The sequence below is a fragment of the Spirillospora sp. NPDC029432 genome, from assembly GCF_040703975.1.
GTDB lineage: Bacteria > Actinomycetota > Actinomycetes > Streptosporangiales > Streptosporangiaceae > Spirillospora.
The window spans coordinates 1-17,561 of the sequence record NZ_JBEZWH010000078.1; the positions used below are offsets into that span (position 1 = coordinate 1).

The window sequence follows — 17,561 nt, forward strand, 5'->3', positions numbered from 1 at the left end:
GGCCGCGCCAACCTGCTGGCCGCCGGCCTGGACGCCCACCAGGGCGTGCACGTGCTGGACCCGCTCGGCTACATCGACTTCCTGGCGGCGGTACGGGGCGCCGCGGCCGTGGTGACCGACTCGGGCGGGTTGCAGGAGGAGACCACCATCCTCGGCGTGCCGTGCCTGACGGTGCGGCCCAACACCGAGCGGCCGATCACCATCACCCACGGCACCAACCGCCTGGTCACCTTCGACGACCTCGTCCCCGAAACCCGCAAGGCCCTGGACGCCGAGCGCGGCCAGAACACCCGCAAGCCGCCGCTGTGGGACGGCCACGCCGGCCCCCGCATCGCAGAAGTGATCATGGAGTTCCTCGGTGACTGACCCGTCCGCGGCCAAGGCCAACCGCCAGGCGGCCCGCCTCAGAGCCGTCCTCAGGGAGCGCGAAGGGCGCGTCCAGGAGCTGGAACGGCGGCTCATCGCGCTGGAGAGCTCGACGACCGTGCAGTTCGGGCGGCTGGTCGCCGGCGCGGCCCGCAACCCCAAGCAGCGCGGCGTACGCCTGCCGCGCGAGCTGTACCGGCTGTGGCGCAAGCGGCACATCCCGGCGGTCGCGCCGAGCGTCCGGGAGAGCGAGCGCGTCCAGCTCGACCGCGTCGACCGGCCCGAGGACCGGCTGCTGGTGTCGCAGCCGTACGACGGGCCGATCGTCGCCGGGATCCTCGGCCGGGAGGCCGCCGCCGCGCTCGGCGAGCGGGCCCGGGTCGTCCCGCTGCACCCGCACGACGCCACGATCGTGCTCGACACCGCCGACGTGGACCTGCTGGTCGTGGACGCGGCGGCCGGCGAGCCCGGCGGGCCGTGGGCCTACCTGGGCGTGCCCGGCATGTACGACCGGGACCGCGTGCTGGACGAGGCCCGCCGGCTCGCCAGGGAGCGCGGGCTGCCGCTCGTCCTATGGGGCGAGGCGCCGCCGCCGACCCTGGCGATCCTCGACTGGGACGCCCGCGCGACCACGTCCACCCAGCTCGAACAGCTCGCACAGGCGGGACGGCCCGCCGCTCCCGCAGCACCGTGAAAGGACCTTCCGTGCGACCACGCGCCCTCGTCTACGGCGACGTCGACCTCAACCTGATCGACGGCTCGGCGATCTGGGCCCAGGGGATGGTGCAGGCCGCCGCCAGGGCGGGCTGCGAGGTGACCCTCGTCCTCAAGGCCCCGGTACGGACCGGCCGGCTGGTCGATCCGCTCCGCGCGCTGCCCAGCGTGACCGTGCTCAGCCCGCACGCCGAGGGGCTGGTCGAGGGCGAGGCCGGGATGCAGCCGAAGCAGGCCGCCGCCGTGCTCGCCGCGATCGACGAGGCCGACCCGTTCGACCTGGTCGTGGTGCGCGGCCGGCGGCTGGCGGGCAAGCTGTCGGCCGGGCCGCTGGCCGGGCGGCTGTGGACGTACCTCACCGACGTCCCGCAGTCGGCCGGGGAGTTCGCCGGCTCGGCCAAGGGGGAGCTGCGGCGGATCGCCGACGCGTCCCGGATGCTGCTCTGCCAGACCGAGGAGCTGCGCGGCTTCCTGGAGAGCGCCGTAGCGGCCACGGCGGGCAAGAGCGTGCTGTTCCCGCCGGTGGTCGTGCTGCCGGACGGGATGACCGGCCGCCCGGACGGCCCGCCCGAGGGGCGCGCGCTCAAGCTCGTCTACACGGGCAAGTTCGCGCCGCGCTGGAACACCTACGAGATGGCGTCGCTGCCCCGCCTGCTGGCCCGCCGCGGCGTGGACGCCGAGCTGCACATGGTCGGCGACAAGATCCACGACGACCCGAAGGACCCCGGGTACGCCGAGCGGATGCGCGCCGCGCTGGAGTCCGGCCAGGGCGTCGTCTGGCACGGCGGGCACCCGCGCGCCGAGGCGATGCGGCTCACCGCCGCCTGCGACGTGGGCCTGTCCTGGCGGCACCCGGAGATGGACGCGAGCCTGGAGCTGTCCACGAAGGTGCTGGAGTGCGGGACGCTCGGCGTCCCGGTCGTGCTCAACCGGACGCCGATGCACGAGCGGCTGTTCGGCGCCGACTACCCGCTGTTCGCGGCCACCGAGGACGACGTCGTGGACGCCCTCGCGCTGATCGGCAAGAACCCGGACGTCCACACCCTCGCCGTCGAGCGCTGCAGGGCCGCCGCGGCCGAGTACAGCTTGGACGCCGCCGCCGGGCGGCTGCGCGGGTACCTGGCGCAGGCGTTCCCCGAGCCGTCCGAGGCCGTCCTGTCGGCCGCCCGCGCCATCGCCGAAGCGCCCGTGCCCGAGGGGCGGCGGCTGCGCGTCGGCGTCGCCGGGCACGACCTGAAGTTCTTCACCCGGCTGCTGGACTACCTGGAGTCCCGGCCAGACATGGAGGTACGGGTCGACCACTGGGCCGCGCTCAAGTCCCACGACCCCGAGCGCAGCCAGGCGCTGGCCGACTGGGCCGACGTGGTGATCTGCGAGTGGTGCGGGCCCAACGCGCTCTGGTACGCGGCGCACAAGCGCCCCGGCCAGCGGCTCCTGGTCCGGCTGCACCGCTTCGAGCTGTACGCGGCCTGGCCGCGCCATCTCGACATCGACGCCGTCGACCAGGTCATCTGCGTGAGCCCGCACTACGCCGACCTCACCCGGGAGATGACCGGCTGGCCCGCCGAGAAGGTCGTGGTCGTCCCGAACTGGGTGGACGACCTCCAGCTCGACCGGCCCAAGCTGGCGGGCGCCGAGCACCATCTCGGGATGATCGGCATCGCGCCGTCCCGCAAGCGGCTCGACCTGGCCCTGGACGCCTTGGAGGAGCTGCGCCGCGAGGACCCGCGCTTCACGCTCTTCGTGAAGTCCAAGCTGCCGTGGGAGTACTGGTGGATCTGGGAGAAGCCGGAGGAGCGCGCCCACTACGAGGAGGTCTTCCGCCGGATCCGCCGCTCGCCGCTGCTGGCGGGCGGGGTGGTGTTCGACTCGTACGGGCGGGACGTCCCGGCGTGGCTGCGCCGCATCGGCTTCGTGCTGTCCACCAGCGACGACGAGAGCTTCCACCTGGCGCCGGCCGAGGGCATGGCGTCCGGCGCCGTTCCGGTCCTGCTCGGCTGGCCGGGTGCGGACACCATCTACGACACCCGGTGGATCCACCGGGACGCGCCCGCGATGGCCGCCTCCATCGCCGCGACCGTCCGGGAGGGGCGGTGGGAGGAGGAGCGCGCGCTCGCCCGCTCGCAGGTCCGCGGCGCGTACGCGCTGGACGAGGTGTGCCGCCAGTGGACGGATCTGCTGGCCGGAGTCCCGGCGGCTCCCGTACCGGCCGGAAAGCCTTGATATAGCGGAGTTTCGGCGGAGTTTACGGACCCGCCAGGCCGATATGATCTGCCGGTGGTCTCCAGGCTTCCGATGTTCCGCTCGGTCCGGTGGTCAGAGCGAAGGGGGGCGGTGGTCCAGGAACCGCGCCGCGGCATCGCGGGGCTGGGCCGCGCCGTGGCCCCGCACCTGTTCTTCCTCCCCGTGCTGGCGGTGGCCGTCGCCGTCCGCGTGATCGCGGTGCGCGGCTATCCCGCCCCCTGGTGGTTCGGCGACTCCGCCGGGTACCTCAAGGTGGCGATCGACCTCGGGCCCGGCGACCTGCGGCCGAGCGGGTACCCGTTCCTGCTGTGGCTGCTGAAGCCGTTCCACAGCTTCACCGTGGTGGTGGCCGTGCAGCACGCGATCGGCGTGCTGACGGGCGTGCTCGTCTACCTGCTGGTGTGGCGCGCCGGGCAGGCGGCGTGGCGGCGGCGCCCGCCCGGCCGGCTCGCCTGGCGGCGCTGGCTGCCCGGCCTGATCGCGGCGGCGGCGACCGTGCCGGTGCTGATCCCCGTGCACCAGATCGCCCTCGAGCACATGCTCATGTCGGACTTCCTGTTCACGTTCCTGCTGCTGCTGGCCATGACGGTCATCCTCTGGCGGGAGCGGATGACCTGGTGGACCGGCGGCCTGGCCGGCCTGCTGATGGCGAGCGCGGCGCTGACCCGCTCGGCCGGGCTGCCGCTGATCCTGGTCCTGCTGGTGGGGATGCTGCTGCGGCGGGCCGGCTGGCGCGCCTGCGTGAGCGCCGCCGGCGTGTACGCGGTCGCGATCCTCGCCTACATGGCCTGGTTCAACTCCGTGTACGGCCAGTTCACCGTCGCCAAGGCCAGCCAGATCTGGCTGTACGGGCGGACCGCGGACTTCGCCGACTGCCGGATCATCAAGCCGAGCCCCGAGCTGGCGATCATGTGCCCGAAGCAGACCAACCCCGCCATCTCGCCCGCGTTCTCCTCGATGTGGACCGACGACTCGGCGTTCCGGAACATCCCCGGCTGGGTGACCGGGCCGCACGCCGACAGGCTGGCCGGCGAGTTCGCCTGGAAGGCGATCATGGCGCAGCCGGGCGACTACGTCGGTGTGATCGTCCGGGACACGTTCCGGTCCTTCGAGTGGGAGCGCAAGCCGTACCCGACGCCCTGGACCTGGCACCAGTACGAGTTCTCCAAGGGCGAGGAGTGGGCGGACGACGACGCGCTGCTCGCCGAGCGGTACGACCCCTCGGGCGGCGGCCGGCCCCGCGTCGTGGAGCCGCACGCCTCGCGGGTGCTCGCCTACCAGGACGACGCCGCCATGCCGGGAACGTTCCTGGGCTACATGATGCTCGCCGGGCTCGCCGGGCTCGTCCGGAACCTGCGCCATCTCGGCCGCTGGCGCGTGGGCGGCGGGCTGCTGCACTGGCTGCGCACCGTCCTGCTGCCCGGCTCCCTCGGCCTCGCGCTGCTGGTGATCCCGGCGGCCACCGCCGACTTCGACTACCGGTACGTGGTGCCGGCGGTCCCGTTCGCCATCGTCGCGGCCGCCCTGGCGCTGCTGCCCCGCCCGTACGACCCCGAGCCCGGAGCCGAGCCGGCGGGCGCCGCCGCGGCCGAGACCGCCGCCGAGCCCGATCCCGGGACGGGGCCCGAGACAGGGCCCGAGACGGAGCCCGAGCCCGGCGGCACGACCGGCGACGACGAGGCGGGCGACCTCGAAGAGGCGCCCGCCGAGGCGATGGAGGAGGACGGCGCGGCCGCCGGGAAGGAGCCGGAGTCAGCGAGCCCGGCCGCCGCGGACCCGGGCCAGCGGGGCGCGGACCGTACGTGACAGGGCGCTCTTGAGGCGCCGCGTCACCGGGGTGCCGGTGACGCGGACCGAGAGGGCGCCCTTGGCCGTGCGGTACGGCTCGTAGCCGCGCCGCGCCGGGCCGAAGCCCGTGCCGGTCGCCGCGGGCAGCACGGCGTTCTCCGGCAGCGGGACCCGCAGGCGGACCGCGTCCGCGCCGGTCCCGATCTCGCACCAGGCGTCCCAGCGGCCGGGCGCGCAGCCCTGGAGGCCGGCGACCACGTCGAAGGCCAGCCGGCCGGCGTCCGCGGACCGCTCGACCGCGGCGTGCCGGACGTCCGTGCCGCCGCGCTGGGCCAGCCGGAACGACACCGCCGGGGGCTCGCCCGCCGCCGCCATCAGGAGCGAGCCGCGCAGCCGCAGCCGCCCCTCGCCCGCCCACTCCACCGCGTCGACGGTGAAGACGTCCCGAGTGAACTTGTCGCCGGACCCCGCCCGCACCGACAGGTGCTTGGCCTTCGGGCTGAGGAACGGCGTGACGACCAGCCCGGCGGCCGGGACCAGCCGCGCCCCGGGCGCGGCCGGCTCGCCGCCGTCCGCCCGGTTCACGCCGAGCCGGGCCGCGGCGGTGACCGCGCCGATCGTGACGGTGACGGAGAACTCCCAGACGCCCGGCGACGGCAGCGCCGCCGGGTCGAACTCCACCTCGAACGCCCCGTCCGCGCCGCCGCCCGGCAGGGCGATCTCGGTGCCGTCCTGCTTGTGGCGCAGCACGACCCCGGCGGTCCCGGGCTCCTCCGCGCCCTTCACGCGGGCGGTGCCGGCCAGCAGCAGGCGGCCGTCCGACCACTCGGCGCGCGCGAGCTCGCGGATCACCGTGAGGCGCCCGGTGACGTCGAAGTACGCGTCGGGAAGCGCGGCGGCGGGCGAGCGGAACCCCGGGTACGCGGCGTACGCGCGGTCGCCGTCCACCACGGTCCGCGGGATCTCGCCCGCCGCCCGCCGCCGGACCAGCTCGTGGAGCAGCTCGTCCTGGTGCTCCAGCAGGAGGTGCACGATGACCCGCTGGTGGATCGGCAGCCGCTCCAGCACGGCCGGGGTCATGAAGTCCTCGCACGCCTTGCGCGCGCCCTTGCAGGTCTCGTACCGGCGTACGGGGTCCTTCAGGAAGCCGTCCCCGAACCGGTGCAGGACGTCGCGCGAGAAGAGCCGGAACAGCATCCGGTCGCGGGCGAGGCCGGGCTCGGTGTGCGCCACCACGCCCTGCAGCAGCGGCAGCGCGATCTGCGGGTAGTACTCGGCCGCGGGCGCCCCGCCCGTCTGCATGATGCTGGTGCCGGAGTCGCGGGCGACCAGGTAGTAGCAGTCGTGGTCGGCGACGATCGAGACGGCGCCGGCGTGCAGGTACGCGTGCGCCGCGAACACCTTGTCCTCGCCGGAGCGGATCCCCTCGGGGAAGCGGATGCCGTTCTCGACCAGTAACGAACGCCGGTACAGCTTGTGCGCGCTGAGCGAGCTGCCGAAGACGTCGAAGTCCGGGTCGTCGAGGGTCACCCGCGGCCGCGACCGGTCGTACCGGGCCACCGACCGGCCGATCCCGACGTAGTTGCCGATGACGACGCCGGTCCCGTTGGCGTCGGCGGCGGCGCACATGCGCTCCAGCGCCTCCGGGCCGAGATGGTCGTCGGCGTCGAGGAAGAACACGTACTCGCCGCGCGCCTCCTCGATCCCGATGTTGCGCGGCGCGCCCGGGCCGCCCGTGTTCGGGCGGTGGAGCACCCGGAGGCGGGGATGCCGGCCGGCCAGCTCGTCCAGGTACTCGCCGCTGCCGTCGGTCGAGCCGTCGTCGACGGCGATCAGCTCGATCTCCTCGCCGTCGAGCGTCTGCTCGAACACCGAGCGGAACGTACCGTCAAGGAACTCCCGGCAGTTGTACACCGGAACGATCACGCTGACTTTCACTTATGATCCCCCTCGGGGTGCCCCCGCCCGCCGTCGGGTCAGGGATGCGCGCCGGTTCGGACCGGCTCGTTGAGGAACACGCGCCGGACGGCGCGCTCGGCCGCGTGGCCGTCGTCCCACGGGCAGAACCGGTCCCGGAACGCGGCACGGGCCTTGGCCGCCTGGTCGTCCCAGGCGGCGCCGGACGTGAACGCGTCGATCAGTTCGTCCTCGGTCATGGCGACCGCGCCGGGCGCGTTCGCCACCAGGTCGAAGTTGAGCCCGCGGGTCCGCGTGTACGTCTCCAGGTCGTTGACGTACAGGACGATCGGGCGGTCCAGGTTCGCGTAGTCGAACATGATGGACGAGTAGTCGGTCAGCAGCGCATCCGACGCGATGGCGAGGTCCTCCACCGTCGGGTGCTGCGACACGTCGATCAGCCGGTCCTCGGGCCAGCCCATGTCGGCCGCGAGGTCCTTGAGCTTGTAGAAGTAGTGCGCGCGCAGCAGCAGGACGTGGTCGGGCCCCAGCTCGCGGAGGAACCGCCCGATGTCGAACATCGGGGTGTAGCGCCGCTGGTAGTCGCGGTGCGTCGGCGCGTACAGGATCGCGGTCTTGCCCTCGGGGATGCCGATCTCGGCGCGCAGCCGGGCCCGCTCGGCGGCGTCGGCGTTGACCAGCCGGTCGTTGCGCGGGTAGCCGATCTCCAGCATCTCGTAGTTGCAGGGGAAGCCGCGGTCCCACGCCTCGCTCGACAGCGGGTTGGACGAGACCAGGTAGTCCCACCGGTCGGACCGGGCGATCAGCGCCTTGAAGTCCATGTCGCTGGTCCCGACCGGGTACTCCATCTGGTCGAGGCCCATCTTCTTCAGCGGGGTGCCGTGCTGGGTCATCACGTGCACCTGGCCGTCCCGCTTGACGATCTCGTCCGGGAAGTTCACGTTGTTGACGAAGTACTTGGCCCGCGCCATCAGGCGGTAGTACTTCAGCGAGCCGGACACGACGTAGTCGACGCCCTGGGGCATGTTCTTGCGCCCGGCCGGCTTGACCACCCAGACGCCGCGCACGCCGGGCGCCAGGTCCTTGGCGGCCTCGTAGATGGCGGCGGGGTTGCAGGAGTAGCCGCGGTACCAGTACGCGCTGTAGACGGCGACGTTCCCCTCCAGCGGCCGCCGCAGCTGCATCTTGTAGTACGCGGTCTTGATTCGGGCCTTGACCGAGTTCTTGAGGGTGCGCTTGTCCTTCTTGCGCTTCTTCTCCTTCTTCTGGCGCTTCTTCTCGGCCTTCTCGGTCGCGCGCAGCTTCTGGAAGCCCTTGTGGTCGTTCTTCTCGATCAGCCGGTGCTTGCGGGCCAGGATCGGGTCCTCGGGCACGGCGTAGTCGACCGGCTTGTAGCGGTGGTAGATGTGCGACATCTCCGCGAAGAAGCGGGCCTCCTCCGAGCTCTCCACCCGGTCCTCGCGCTCCAGGATGACCAGCAGGTGCCACAGCATCCGGTTGAACATCAGCGGCCGGAACTGGTCGGCCCGCGGCCCCATCTTCTCCATGAAGGCGAAGACCCGGTCGTACTGCGCGAACGCGTCGAAGTGCTTCTTGCCGGCCGTCTTGGTGATCGCGCCGCGGCGCCGCTGCCGGTAGATGTAGCAGACGCGGTCCAGCAGGCTCAGCCGCTCGGCCGCCATGAGCAGCGGGTAGGTGACGTTGAAGTCCTCGTAGTAGCCGCTGCTGAAGCGCAGGCCCTGCTCCAGCAGGAACTCGCGGCGGATCGCCCGGTTCCAGGCGGTCATCATCAGCTCCAGCACGCTGTGCCGGTCCTCGGGCCTGAAGACGTCGGGCGCCGGGGGCTCGCGGAACAGGTGGTTGATGATGCTGCGCTTGGTCTTGCCGGTCCAGTACGAGCGGGCGTAGTCGAACAGCAGCACGTCCGGGCGGGTCTCCGCCAGCCGGTCGTGGATCGCGCGGACCGCGCCCTCGGTGGCGTAGTCGTCGCTGTCGAAGAACCAGACGTAGTCGCCCGTGGCCATGTCCAGGCCCACGTTCCGGGCCTGGCCGAGCCCGACGTTCTCGGTCAGATGCCGCACCCGCACCCGCGGATCGCGCTCGGCGAACTCGTCGAGGATCGCCCCGCACCCGTCCGGCGAGGCGTCGTTGACCGCGATGACCTCCAGGTTGGGGACATCGGGGACGAGGATGGACTCGAGGCACTGCCGGATGTACCCCTGCACTTTGTGCACGGGCACGATGATGCTGAGGGAGATGCTGGTGTCGCTGCTCACTGTGGACCCATCGCTTGCTGGGGGGCTGTTTCGATTGGACGCCGACCGAGCGCCCTTTGTTCGTGGCGTGCGTTCAGGTGTGCATTAAAGCGGTGTGCATTTCCGGGGCGTCCATTTCGGCGGTGCGGGTTCAGGTGCCGCGCCCGTGCTGGGGTTTCAGCAGCCAGCGGGCCTTGGGTTCGATCGCCGGGCGGGTGACGCGCTGTACGGCGCCCGTGGAGAGGAGCAGGGCGAGGGCGACCGAGGCGAGCGTCACCCCGACGATGCCCAGCGGAGTGTGCAGTACCGGCTCGGCCAATACGCCGGTGTAGTCGAAGGTCTTCACCACCAGCCCGTGCAGCAAATACACGTACATCGTCCTCGTACCCATCTCCGTGAACCATGTGTGCCTGCGGGGGATGACTGCGAGGAAGGCGGCTCCGAGAATGACCGCCAGCAACATGGCGGCGGCGCGCCCGCCCATCCCGACCAAAGCAGAATACCCCATGTCCCGGTAACTGCTGTTCCACCACAGAAGGTCCATGTTGATTCCGGGAACGCCCAGCAGGCCGCTCTCCCAGACGTAGATCGCCGGCACCGCGGCGACCAGGACGGCGGCCCCCGCCCAGCGCGCGGCGGGGCGGCGCAGCACCTGGAGGCGCTCCGGCTCGATCATCAGGCCCAGCACGAAGAACGGGAGCAGCCCGGCCATCCGGCTCATCGTCGGCTCCTCGCCGAAGATCCACATGCCGGACAGCAGCGATCCCACCACCGCGACCGCCACCGGATGGCGGAGGTGGTCCCACAGCGGCGCGCTCAGCCGCCAGCAGACCATGGCGACGAGGAACCACATCAGGAAGTGCGGCATCAGGAACTCGTTCAGATCGAACGGCTTGCCGAGAAGCAGCACGATCTGTCCCCGGTAGAGGACGATGAAGATGAGGTACGGGACCACCAGGGTCGGCAGCATGGTGCGGAACTTCTGCGGGTTCCGCATCAGGCTCCGCGAGAAGTAGCCGGTGATGAAGACGAATACCGGCATGTGAAAGGCGTAGACGGCCTTGTACGCGGCGTCGACGGCGTGGCTGTCGCCGAATTCCGCCCAGACATGCCCGAGCACCACCAGTACGGCGGTGACGAACTTGGCGTTGTCGAAATAGGCGTCGCGCTTCTTGGCGGCGGGGGGAGCGCTCGCCGCGGGTGCCGCCGCGGGGACGGCCGTCGCGAGGCGGGGGCTGGTCACTGAAGGGCCTCCGGCGGGCCCGTGCGCGGCCGCGGGGGAACGGCCGGCACGAGCCGGAAAAGATGGCGGGCTAGCGGCCGCTGACCGGAACGTCGGCCGGCAGCGGCGCGGTGTGCGCGGCGGGCCGGTCCTCCTCCGCCCGCTCGGTGCGGAGCGCCCACTCGGCGGACTTCTTCTCCAGGTCGGCGAGGACGCGGCCGTAGTCGCGGCTCGACAGCCAGAACTTGTAGATGATCACGAACTCGAAGGCGAGCATCCCGACGGCCGACACCGCCGACACCGGGATGATCGCGCCCGGCACCGCGGCGGCGGCGACCGGCGCGACGATGAACACGCCCATCTGGAACTCGATGCCGCTGATCAGGTGCGGGCGGATGCGGCCGCGCTTGAGCGCGTTCCGGATCCGGGCGTACCAGGGGAACTTCTTGTTGAAGCCCTCCTGCAGCAGGACGGCCGGGTTGTCGCCGACGACCTGGTCGTCCATCTCCGACTCGGGGGCGCGGGCGAGGACGCCCTCGGCCGAGCGCAGGTCCGCGCTGGCGCCGGCGGTGTCCGCGGCGTCCGCGGCGCTGCCGTTGGAGCGGTGGGCCAGCTCCATGGCCTCGACCTGCTCCGTCATGGTGCGCAGCTTGGTCCGCATCTGGGAGCGGACCTTGTAGATCTCCAGCGCGTCCATGTAGCGCAGCATGTCCAGGAAGACCACGCCGAGCGCGGCCCACACGTACGCCACGTTCCCGGTCCGGGCGTACTGGCCGCCCATCAGGGCGATCGCGCAGGCCAGCACGCGGATCCGGTCGAAGATGTAGTCGAGCCACGCCCCGAAGACCGATCCCGTGCCCTTCAGCCGGGCGATCTTGCCGTCCATGCAGTCGAGGGTGAAGGACAGGTGGTACAGCAGCGCGCCGAGCAGCAGCCAGGGCGCGGTGGCGACGGCGAAGCAGGCACCCGCGCCCAGTCCCAGGATCAGTGCCCCGACGGTGAGCTGGTTCGGGGTGATGTTCGTCCGGTTGGCCGTGAACCGGACGAGGCGGGAGGCGGGCGGATCCACCAGAAGTACGGTCCACCATGCATCACGCGCCTTGTACGTTCGTTGCCGAACGTCCTCGAGCGTGAAGTTCGCCATGGAGTGCTGTCCTTTCATCGACGTGAGGGCTCCCCGACGGCGGCGGGCGTCCCCGGACGCGGGGGCCCCTCCAGCGCGCGCGCTCACTCCGGTTGACGGAGATTTGTCTCGGGTGCCGCGCCTGATGCTATCGGTCAGCCGCCGACACCATTACGTGTTGGCTCCTTTTTGTTCACCTTCCCGTTGGATCGTTGCGATCCGGGCCGGCGCAGCGGGGTGAACGCCCACCGCATCTTCGGTTCCAGGGCCCAGCTCATGCACCTGACGACCGGCTTGGAGCACAGGAACGTGCCCGCGGCGGCGGCCCCGGCGATCACGAGCACCAGTCCCGGAACGGTGTTCAGCCACTCGGCGTCCCACCAGTCGGTGAACTCCAGCAGCCGGGTGATGAAGCCGTGCAGCAGGTAGGCGTACAGCGTGGTCGCGCCGAGCTTGGTGTACCAGGTCCTCCGCTTGGGGACCACCGCCAGGAACGCCGCCACCAGCACGGTGGCCGCGACGAACATCGCCAGCCGCATCGCGGTGCCGGTGACGTTCCCCACGCCCAGCTCCTCGTGGGGGTGCTTCCAGTAGAGCCAGCTGCGGTTGAAGTGCCCCATGGCCGGATACATCAGGACGAGCCCGGCGGTCAGCGTCACCCAGCCGAGCACGCGCGCGGCGGGCTTCTTGAGCAGCTCGAAGTGCTCCGGCTTGAGGATCAGGCCGAGCACGTAGAACGGCAGCAGCCCGATGAGCCGGTGGATGTCCAGCGAGTCGCCCAGGTCGCTCATGTACGACAGCAGCGAGAAGACCAGCGCCACCGCCAGCGGCCAGCGGATCTGCTGCCACACCGGGGTGGACAGCCGCCAGAAGAACAGCGCGCACAGGAACCACGTCAGGAAGTACGGGTCCAGCAGGCTGACTTCCAGCTTGTTGCGCCCGACCGTCCAGTCGTACAGCGAGTACGCGATCTCGAAGACCACGTACGGCACGCCGACATTGGTGATCAGCTTGCGGGCCTTGCCGCCGGCGAACGTCCAGTTCCGCGAGAAGTAGCCGGTGACCACGATGAACATCGGCATGTGGAACATGTAGATGAACATGTACAGGCCCTTGGCCGCCGGCACTTCGAGCCGGTACGCCAGCGAGTGCCCGATCACGACCAGCAGGATCGCCAGGAACTTGGCGTTGTCGAAGAACGGGTCGCGCTCGCGCCGCTGCTTCGGAGCGGGCGCCGGCGCCGCCTCCGGCGCGGGCGCCGGGACGGTCGCGGTGGCCGCCGGGTCGCTCATGTCTTGCAGACGTCGTCGGTGGCCTTGACCTCACCGTCCTGGGTGGGGATGCCGCCGTTCTTGGAGTTCTTCAGCGACGTCCAGTCCGAGCCGACGACCAGGTCGACCAGGCCGGGCTGGCCGCCGGTGCGGGCGGTGGGCTGCGGCGCGTTCGGGATCAGCGCGTTGAGCGTCTGCGCGTGCTGGTCGGCGCCGGTGCCGTACATCACCCGGCTGGTCTTGGTGAGGTCGAGGTTGCCGCCGACCTGTACCTGGAAGCCCTGCGCCTCCAGGTCGTCGGCGACCCGGCGGGCCTGGCCGTCGATGCCGCTGGCGTTGTAGACCCGGACCCGCACCTGGCTCGCGGGGATCTTGGGTGCGGCGCCGGCCTGCTCCTTCTTCGGTTCGGACGGCACCGTCTTGTCGTTGCGGACCGCGCTGAAGAACTGGTCGGCGGCGGGCTGGCGCAGCGCGACCCGGTTGGGGTCGGGCGCGTACGCCCCCCACGGCACGGTCACGAACCGCAGCTTGCCGGAGGTCATGCCGCGCATGCCGGACGCGATGTCCATCATCACCTGCGGCGTCAGCTCGCTGTCGGTGGTGAGCGACTTGGTGGTGGCGTTCATCAGCGCCAGCATCTTGCTGGGGTTGCTGAGGACGCCCGCGCTCATCGCCTTGTTGGCCAGCGCGCCGAGGAACTTCTGCTGGCGCTTGATGCGGTCGGTGTCGGAGCCGTTGCCGAGGCCCTTGCGGACGCGCACGTACGCCAGCGCCGTCTCGCCCTTGATCGTGCTCTTGCCCTTGGGCAGCTTGAGCTTGGACTGCGGGTCGTTGACGGCGTTGGGCAGGCAGACCTCGACGCCGCCGACCGCCTCGGTGATGGTCTTGAAGCCGTTGAAGTCGACCTGCATGAAGTGATCGATCTTGATGTTGGTGAAGCTCTCGATCGTCTTCATGGTGCAGGGCGCGCCGCCGATCGTGAACGTGGCGTTGATCTGCCCGATCGTCTGCGCCGGGGTGCGCTGCCCGTTCTTCAGCTTGCAGGACGGGATCGGCACCATCAGGTCGCGCGGGAAGCTGATGCCCATCGCCTGCCCGCCGCCCGGCGACAGGTGCAGCAGGATCATCGTGTCCGAGCGCGGCGGCTCCTTGGTCATGCTCTTGCCGTACTTGTCGTTGCCGGCGCCCGCGCGGGTGTCGGAGCCCAGCAGCAGTATGTTCATCGCGCTGTTGAGCTTCTTCGGGCGGTTGGGCCCCAGCAGCGCGTTCGCGTCCTCCTGCGAGATGTTGCCCATCGCCTTGCGGTAGACGCCGTAGGCGGTCAGCGATCCGGCGACCATCACCGCGGACAGGCCGATGGAGACCCAGCCGAGGACGCGCCAGCCGCGCCGACGCGCCGCCGGCTGCGGATCGGCGTCGTCGACGTACTCCATGTACATCGGGTTGCTGTTCATCGGCTCCGAGGTGGGGTCGGCGCCCGCCGCGGTACGCGCCGGGCCCGCCTTCTGGGGCGGAAACAAACAGAGACTAGGTCAGAGGAGGCGTCTTACGGACCCGGATGCGTCATTCCATCCCGGTACACCCGCCACCGCTGTCACATGTTCCAGGGTCGCTCGTCGATCTAGGGATGCTTTGTCGAAGTTTCGTTGGATTATGACGGAAGCCCCCGAGGCTAGTGGGGAAAGAAGCCCGACCAGCACGCCTTCGAGTGTGGTGTAGGGCATGTCAACCAGGACGCGATCGTGCGCGTCCAGGCCCCATTTCGCCGCCGCCCCGGTCGCCTCCGCGACCAGCCGCCCGGCGTCCAGTGTGGCCTTTGTCACACTGAGCGCGGGCGCCTCGGGCGCCACGTCCGGCCCGGGCGTGAACCGGTCGCCGTACGAGCGCACCTCGACCGCGTAGTCGACGACCCCGGCGGGGCACTCCGCCAGGGCGCCGCCGAGCGCGTGCAGCGACAGTCCGACGATCTCCTCGGCGTCCCGGTCGGCGGTCACGGCGTCCAGCACCTCCTCGGCGGCCACCAGGATGTACGGCCCGGGCGTGCCGGGCGGTTCGGTCCCGGCGCCGATCGCCGCCGCGGCCTCCGCGTCGACCGGGACGGCCTCCAGGCCCGCGGCCCAGCAGGCCATCAGCCACGCCGCCGACTGCCAGTGCGGCGGCAGCGCCAGCACCACCCGGGTCCCCGGCTCGGCGGCCAGCCCGTCCACCAGCAGGTTGGCGGTCTTGGCCACCCAGTTGTCGAAGGTGCGGGCCGACAGCTCGACGCGTTCACCGGTGGCGTCGTCGTAGAAGGTCACCAGTGGGCGGGACGGGTCGTCCGCCACCCGCCGCCGGAGCAGCTCCGCGGGTCCGATCATGCTCATGGGGCGAGCGTACGAGAGGTTCCGCCGGGTTCCGCGCCACGCGGCTCCGACGGGCCTGTCCTCACCGCACCGGACGGGCCGCTACGCTCCGCACCGATGAACCTGCACCGACTGAACCCGCACCGACTCGCGACCGGCGGCGGGGCGGCCCGGTGAGGGCCGGCCGGCTGCTCGCCCGGCTGTCCGCCGCGCCCGCGCTGCTCGTCGCCGCCTGGCTGGCGGTGTCGCTGCCGCTGCTGCTGGCGGGGGCGTTCCGGCCGGCGCCGGCGATCGCGCTGTTCGTGCCCGTGGCGGCGGTGGCCCTGTGGCTCGGCCTGCGGGACCGCCCGGGCCGGGACGACGCCGGCGACGGCGGCCCCGGCGGCGTCCCGTTCCCGCGCTGGTCGTTCTGGGGCGTCGCGGCGATCGGCGCGGCGTTTCTCGTCCTCCAGGTGCTGATGGCGGGGGAGCAGATCGTCGTCCGCCGCGATCCGGCCTCGTACGCGCAGTTCGCGGCGTGGCTGGCCGAGCACGGCTCGCTGCCGATCCCGCAGGACCGCGCGGCGTTCGGCGGCGGCGACCCGGCGCTGGGCTTCGGCAGTCCCGCGTTCTACGTGGTGGGCGACGACCTCGTCCCGCAGTTCATGGCGGGCCTGCCGCTGATCCTGGCGCTGGGCGACTGGCTCGGCGGGCCGTACGCGATGCTGGCGATGGCGCCGCTGCTGGGCGCCTGCGCGGTGGTGGCGTTCGGCGGGCTGGTCGCGCGGCTGGTCGGCCCGCGCTGGGCGCCCGCCGGGGCGCTGCTGCTGGCGCTGACGACCCCGATGCTGTGGGTGTCGCGGGCGACCTACAGCGAGCTGCCCGCGCTGGTGCTGCTGCTGGGCGGGCTGGTGCTGCTGTACGACGCGCGCCGCGACGAGGAGCACGAGCGCGCCCGGGTGCCGGGCGAGGACGCGCCCCGGCTGCGCGTCCCGCCGGAGGTGGCCAAGGCGTTCCTGGGCGGGCTGGCGCTCGGGCTGATCGTGCTCGTCCGCATCGACGGGCTGCGCGACATCCTGCCGGTGGTCGTCTTCGCGGGCCTCCTGGTCGGCTTCCGGCGCCGTACCGGCGTGCCGCTGGCCCTCGGCCTGGCGCTCGGCGCCGGCGCGGGGCTCGCCGAGGGGTTCCTGCTGTCGCGGCCGTACCTGGACTACCTGAGCGCGTCCGTCGAGCCGCTGCTGCTCATCACGGGCCTGCTGGTCGCGGCGACGGTCGTGATGGCGGTCGCGCTGCGCTGGGGGCCCACCGGGTCCCGGCTGCGCCGGCTCGGCACGGCGCTGCGGCACGGCCGCGCGGGCGCCGCCGCCGCGCTGCTGACCGTGCTCGTCGTGCTGGCGTTCGCGGTGCGGCCGCTGGTGCAGACCGTGCGGCGGGAGCCCGCGAACTTCGACGACGAGGTGAACGTCCACTTCATCGAGCAGGTCCAGAAGCTGTCCGGGCTCGCCGTCGACGGCACCCGCCAGTACTCGGAGCTCTCCCTCTACTGGGCCGTCTGGTACGTCGGCGTGCCCGCGCTGCTGGTGGCCACGTTCGGGGCGGCGCTGCTGGCCCGGCGGCTGGTGCGCGGGAACGCGCCCGAGTGGCTGCTGCCGTTCGCGATGATCGCCTGGACGACCGTGCTGGTGCTGTACCGGCCCGGCATCACCCCCGACCATCCGTGGGCCGCCCGGCGGCTGATCGCCGTGGTGATCCCCGGGCTGCTGCTGTTCGCGGTCTGGGGCACCGCCTGGACGATCCGCCGGATCCGCCGCAACGGGTACGGCCCGCGCGCCACCCGGCGGTGGGCGGTCGGCGCGGCGCTGGTGCTGCTGGTGCCGATCGTGCTGTCGTCCGGCGGGATCCTGGTCTCCCGCACCGAGCAGGGCGAGGTGGCGGCCGTCCGGGAGCTGTGCGCGCGGATCGGCCCGGACCGCTCGGTGGTGGTGGTCGAGCGCGCCACCGCCGACCGGTTCCTCCAGGTCGTCCGCGGCATGTGCGGCGTGCCCGCGGCCCGCACGGCCGCCGGCGCGAAGCCGGACGACATCCGCCGCGTCATCGGGAAGATCTACGCCGCCGGCCGCCGCCCGGTGATCCTGGGCGCGGAGGCGCGGCAGGTGGCGCCGTTCGCGAAGGCCGAGCACGTCGTCGCCGTCCGGACGCGGCAGGACGAGCGCACGCTGACCGAGCCGCCGGACGGCACCTGGGGCCTGTCCATGGACGTCTGGATGGCGCAGCCCCCGCCGCCCCGGGAGCGCGCCGCCGTCCCGTCCTGACCGCAGAGTTCAGCCGGGACGAGTATCC

General features: G+C 72.0%; 12 protein-coding genes. 5 read left to right on the forward strand and 7 right to left on the reverse strand.

Annotated elements, in window-relative coordinates; genetic code table 11:
- The 4 genes from AB0881_RS36125 to AB0881_RS36140 all read left to right on the forward strand — a co-directional run.
- A partial coding sequence (locus tag AB0881_RS36125) for a UDP-N-acetylglucosamine 2-epimerase (RefSeq protein WP_366624518.1) occupies positions 1-366 on the forward strand: 366 nt, incomplete at its 5' end.
- The gene (locus AB0881_RS36130; protein ID WP_366624520.1) at positions 359-1,060 is read left to right on the forward strand and encodes a hypothetical protein; all 702 of its coding nucleotides are present in this window, start codon (positions 359-361) and stop codon (positions 1,058-1,060) included. The genes AB0881_RS36125 and AB0881_RS36130, both read left to right, overlap by 8 nt.
- 86 nt (positions 1,061-1,146) lie before the next feature.
- The gene (locus tag AB0881_RS36135; RefSeq protein WP_366624565.1) at positions 1,147-3,303 is read left to right on the forward strand and encodes a glycosyltransferase; all 2,157 of its coding nucleotides are present in this window, start codon (positions 1,147-1,149) and stop codon (positions 3,301-3,303) included.
- 111 nt (positions 3,304-3,414) lie between these two features.
- Positions 3,415-5,130 carry a glycosyltransferase family 87 protein gene (locus tag AB0881_RS36140; RefSeq protein ID WP_366624522.1) on the forward strand — a complete coding sequence of 572 codons (1,716 nt, stop codon included), beginning with the start codon at positions 3,415-3,417 and terminating at the stop codon, positions 5,128-5,130.
- On the opposite strand, the gene AB0881_RS36145 is transcribed toward AB0881_RS36140, so the two are convergent.
- The 7 genes from AB0881_RS36145 to AB0881_RS36175 form a co-directional block, all read right to left on the reverse strand.
- Complete coding sequence (locus AB0881_RS36145) at positions 5,077-7,050, reverse strand: glycosyltransferase family 2 protein (protein ID WP_366624524.1); 1,974 nt, start codon at positions 7,048-7,050, stop codon at positions 5,077-5,079. The two genes, AB0881_RS36140 and AB0881_RS36145, sit on opposite strands and share 54 nt — an antisense overlap.
- A 38-nt stretch (positions 7,051-7,088) precedes the next feature.
- Entirely contained in the window at positions 7,089-9,305 is a 2,217-nt protein-coding gene (locus tag AB0881_RS36150) for a bifunctional glycosyltransferase family 2 protein/CDP-glycerol:glycerophosphate glycerophosphotransferase (protein WP_366624526.1), read from the reverse strand.
- 130 nt (positions 9,306-9,435) lie between these two features.
- Positions 9,436-10,527, reverse strand: a complete 1,092-nt coding sequence (locus tag AB0881_RS36155; protein WP_366624528.1) for an acyltransferase family protein — start codon at positions 10,525-10,527, stop codon at positions 9,436-9,438.
- Positions 10,528-10,597: 70 nt separating this feature from the next.
- The gene (locus tag AB0881_RS36160; protein ID WP_366624530.1) at positions 10,598-11,575 is read right to left on the reverse strand and encodes a CDP-alcohol phosphatidyltransferase family protein; all 978 of its coding nucleotides are present in this window, start codon (positions 11,573-11,575) and stop codon (positions 10,598-10,600) included.
- A 209-nt stretch (positions 11,576-11,784) separates the two neighbouring features.
- Positions 11,785-12,921, reverse strand: coding sequence for an acyltransferase family protein (locus AB0881_RS36165; RefSeq protein ID WP_366624532.1), 1,137 nt, complete (start codon positions 12,919-12,921; stop codon positions 11,785-11,787).
- On the reverse strand, positions 12,918-14,354 hold the full coding sequence (locus tag AB0881_RS36170) for an LCP family protein (RefSeq protein WP_366624534.1): 1,437 nt from the start codon (positions 14,352-14,354) through the stop codon (positions 12,918-12,920). The genes AB0881_RS36165 and AB0881_RS36170 overlap by 4 nt, the downstream gene beginning before the upstream one ends.
- Before the next feature lie 78 nt (positions 14,355-14,432).
- Positions 14,433-15,263, reverse strand: coding sequence for a TIGR03089 family protein (locus tag AB0881_RS36175; RefSeq protein ID WP_366624536.1), 831 nt, complete (start codon positions 15,261-15,263; stop codon positions 14,433-14,435).
- Between the two features lie 152 nt (positions 15,264-15,415).
- Between AB0881_RS36175 and AB0881_RS36180 the strand changes: the two genes are divergently transcribed.
- Complete coding sequence (locus AB0881_RS36180) at positions 15,416-17,533, forward strand: hypothetical protein (RefSeq protein ID WP_366624538.1); 2,118 nt, start codon at positions 15,416-15,418, stop codon at positions 17,531-17,533.
- Positions 17,534-17,561: the final 28 nt, after the last annotated feature.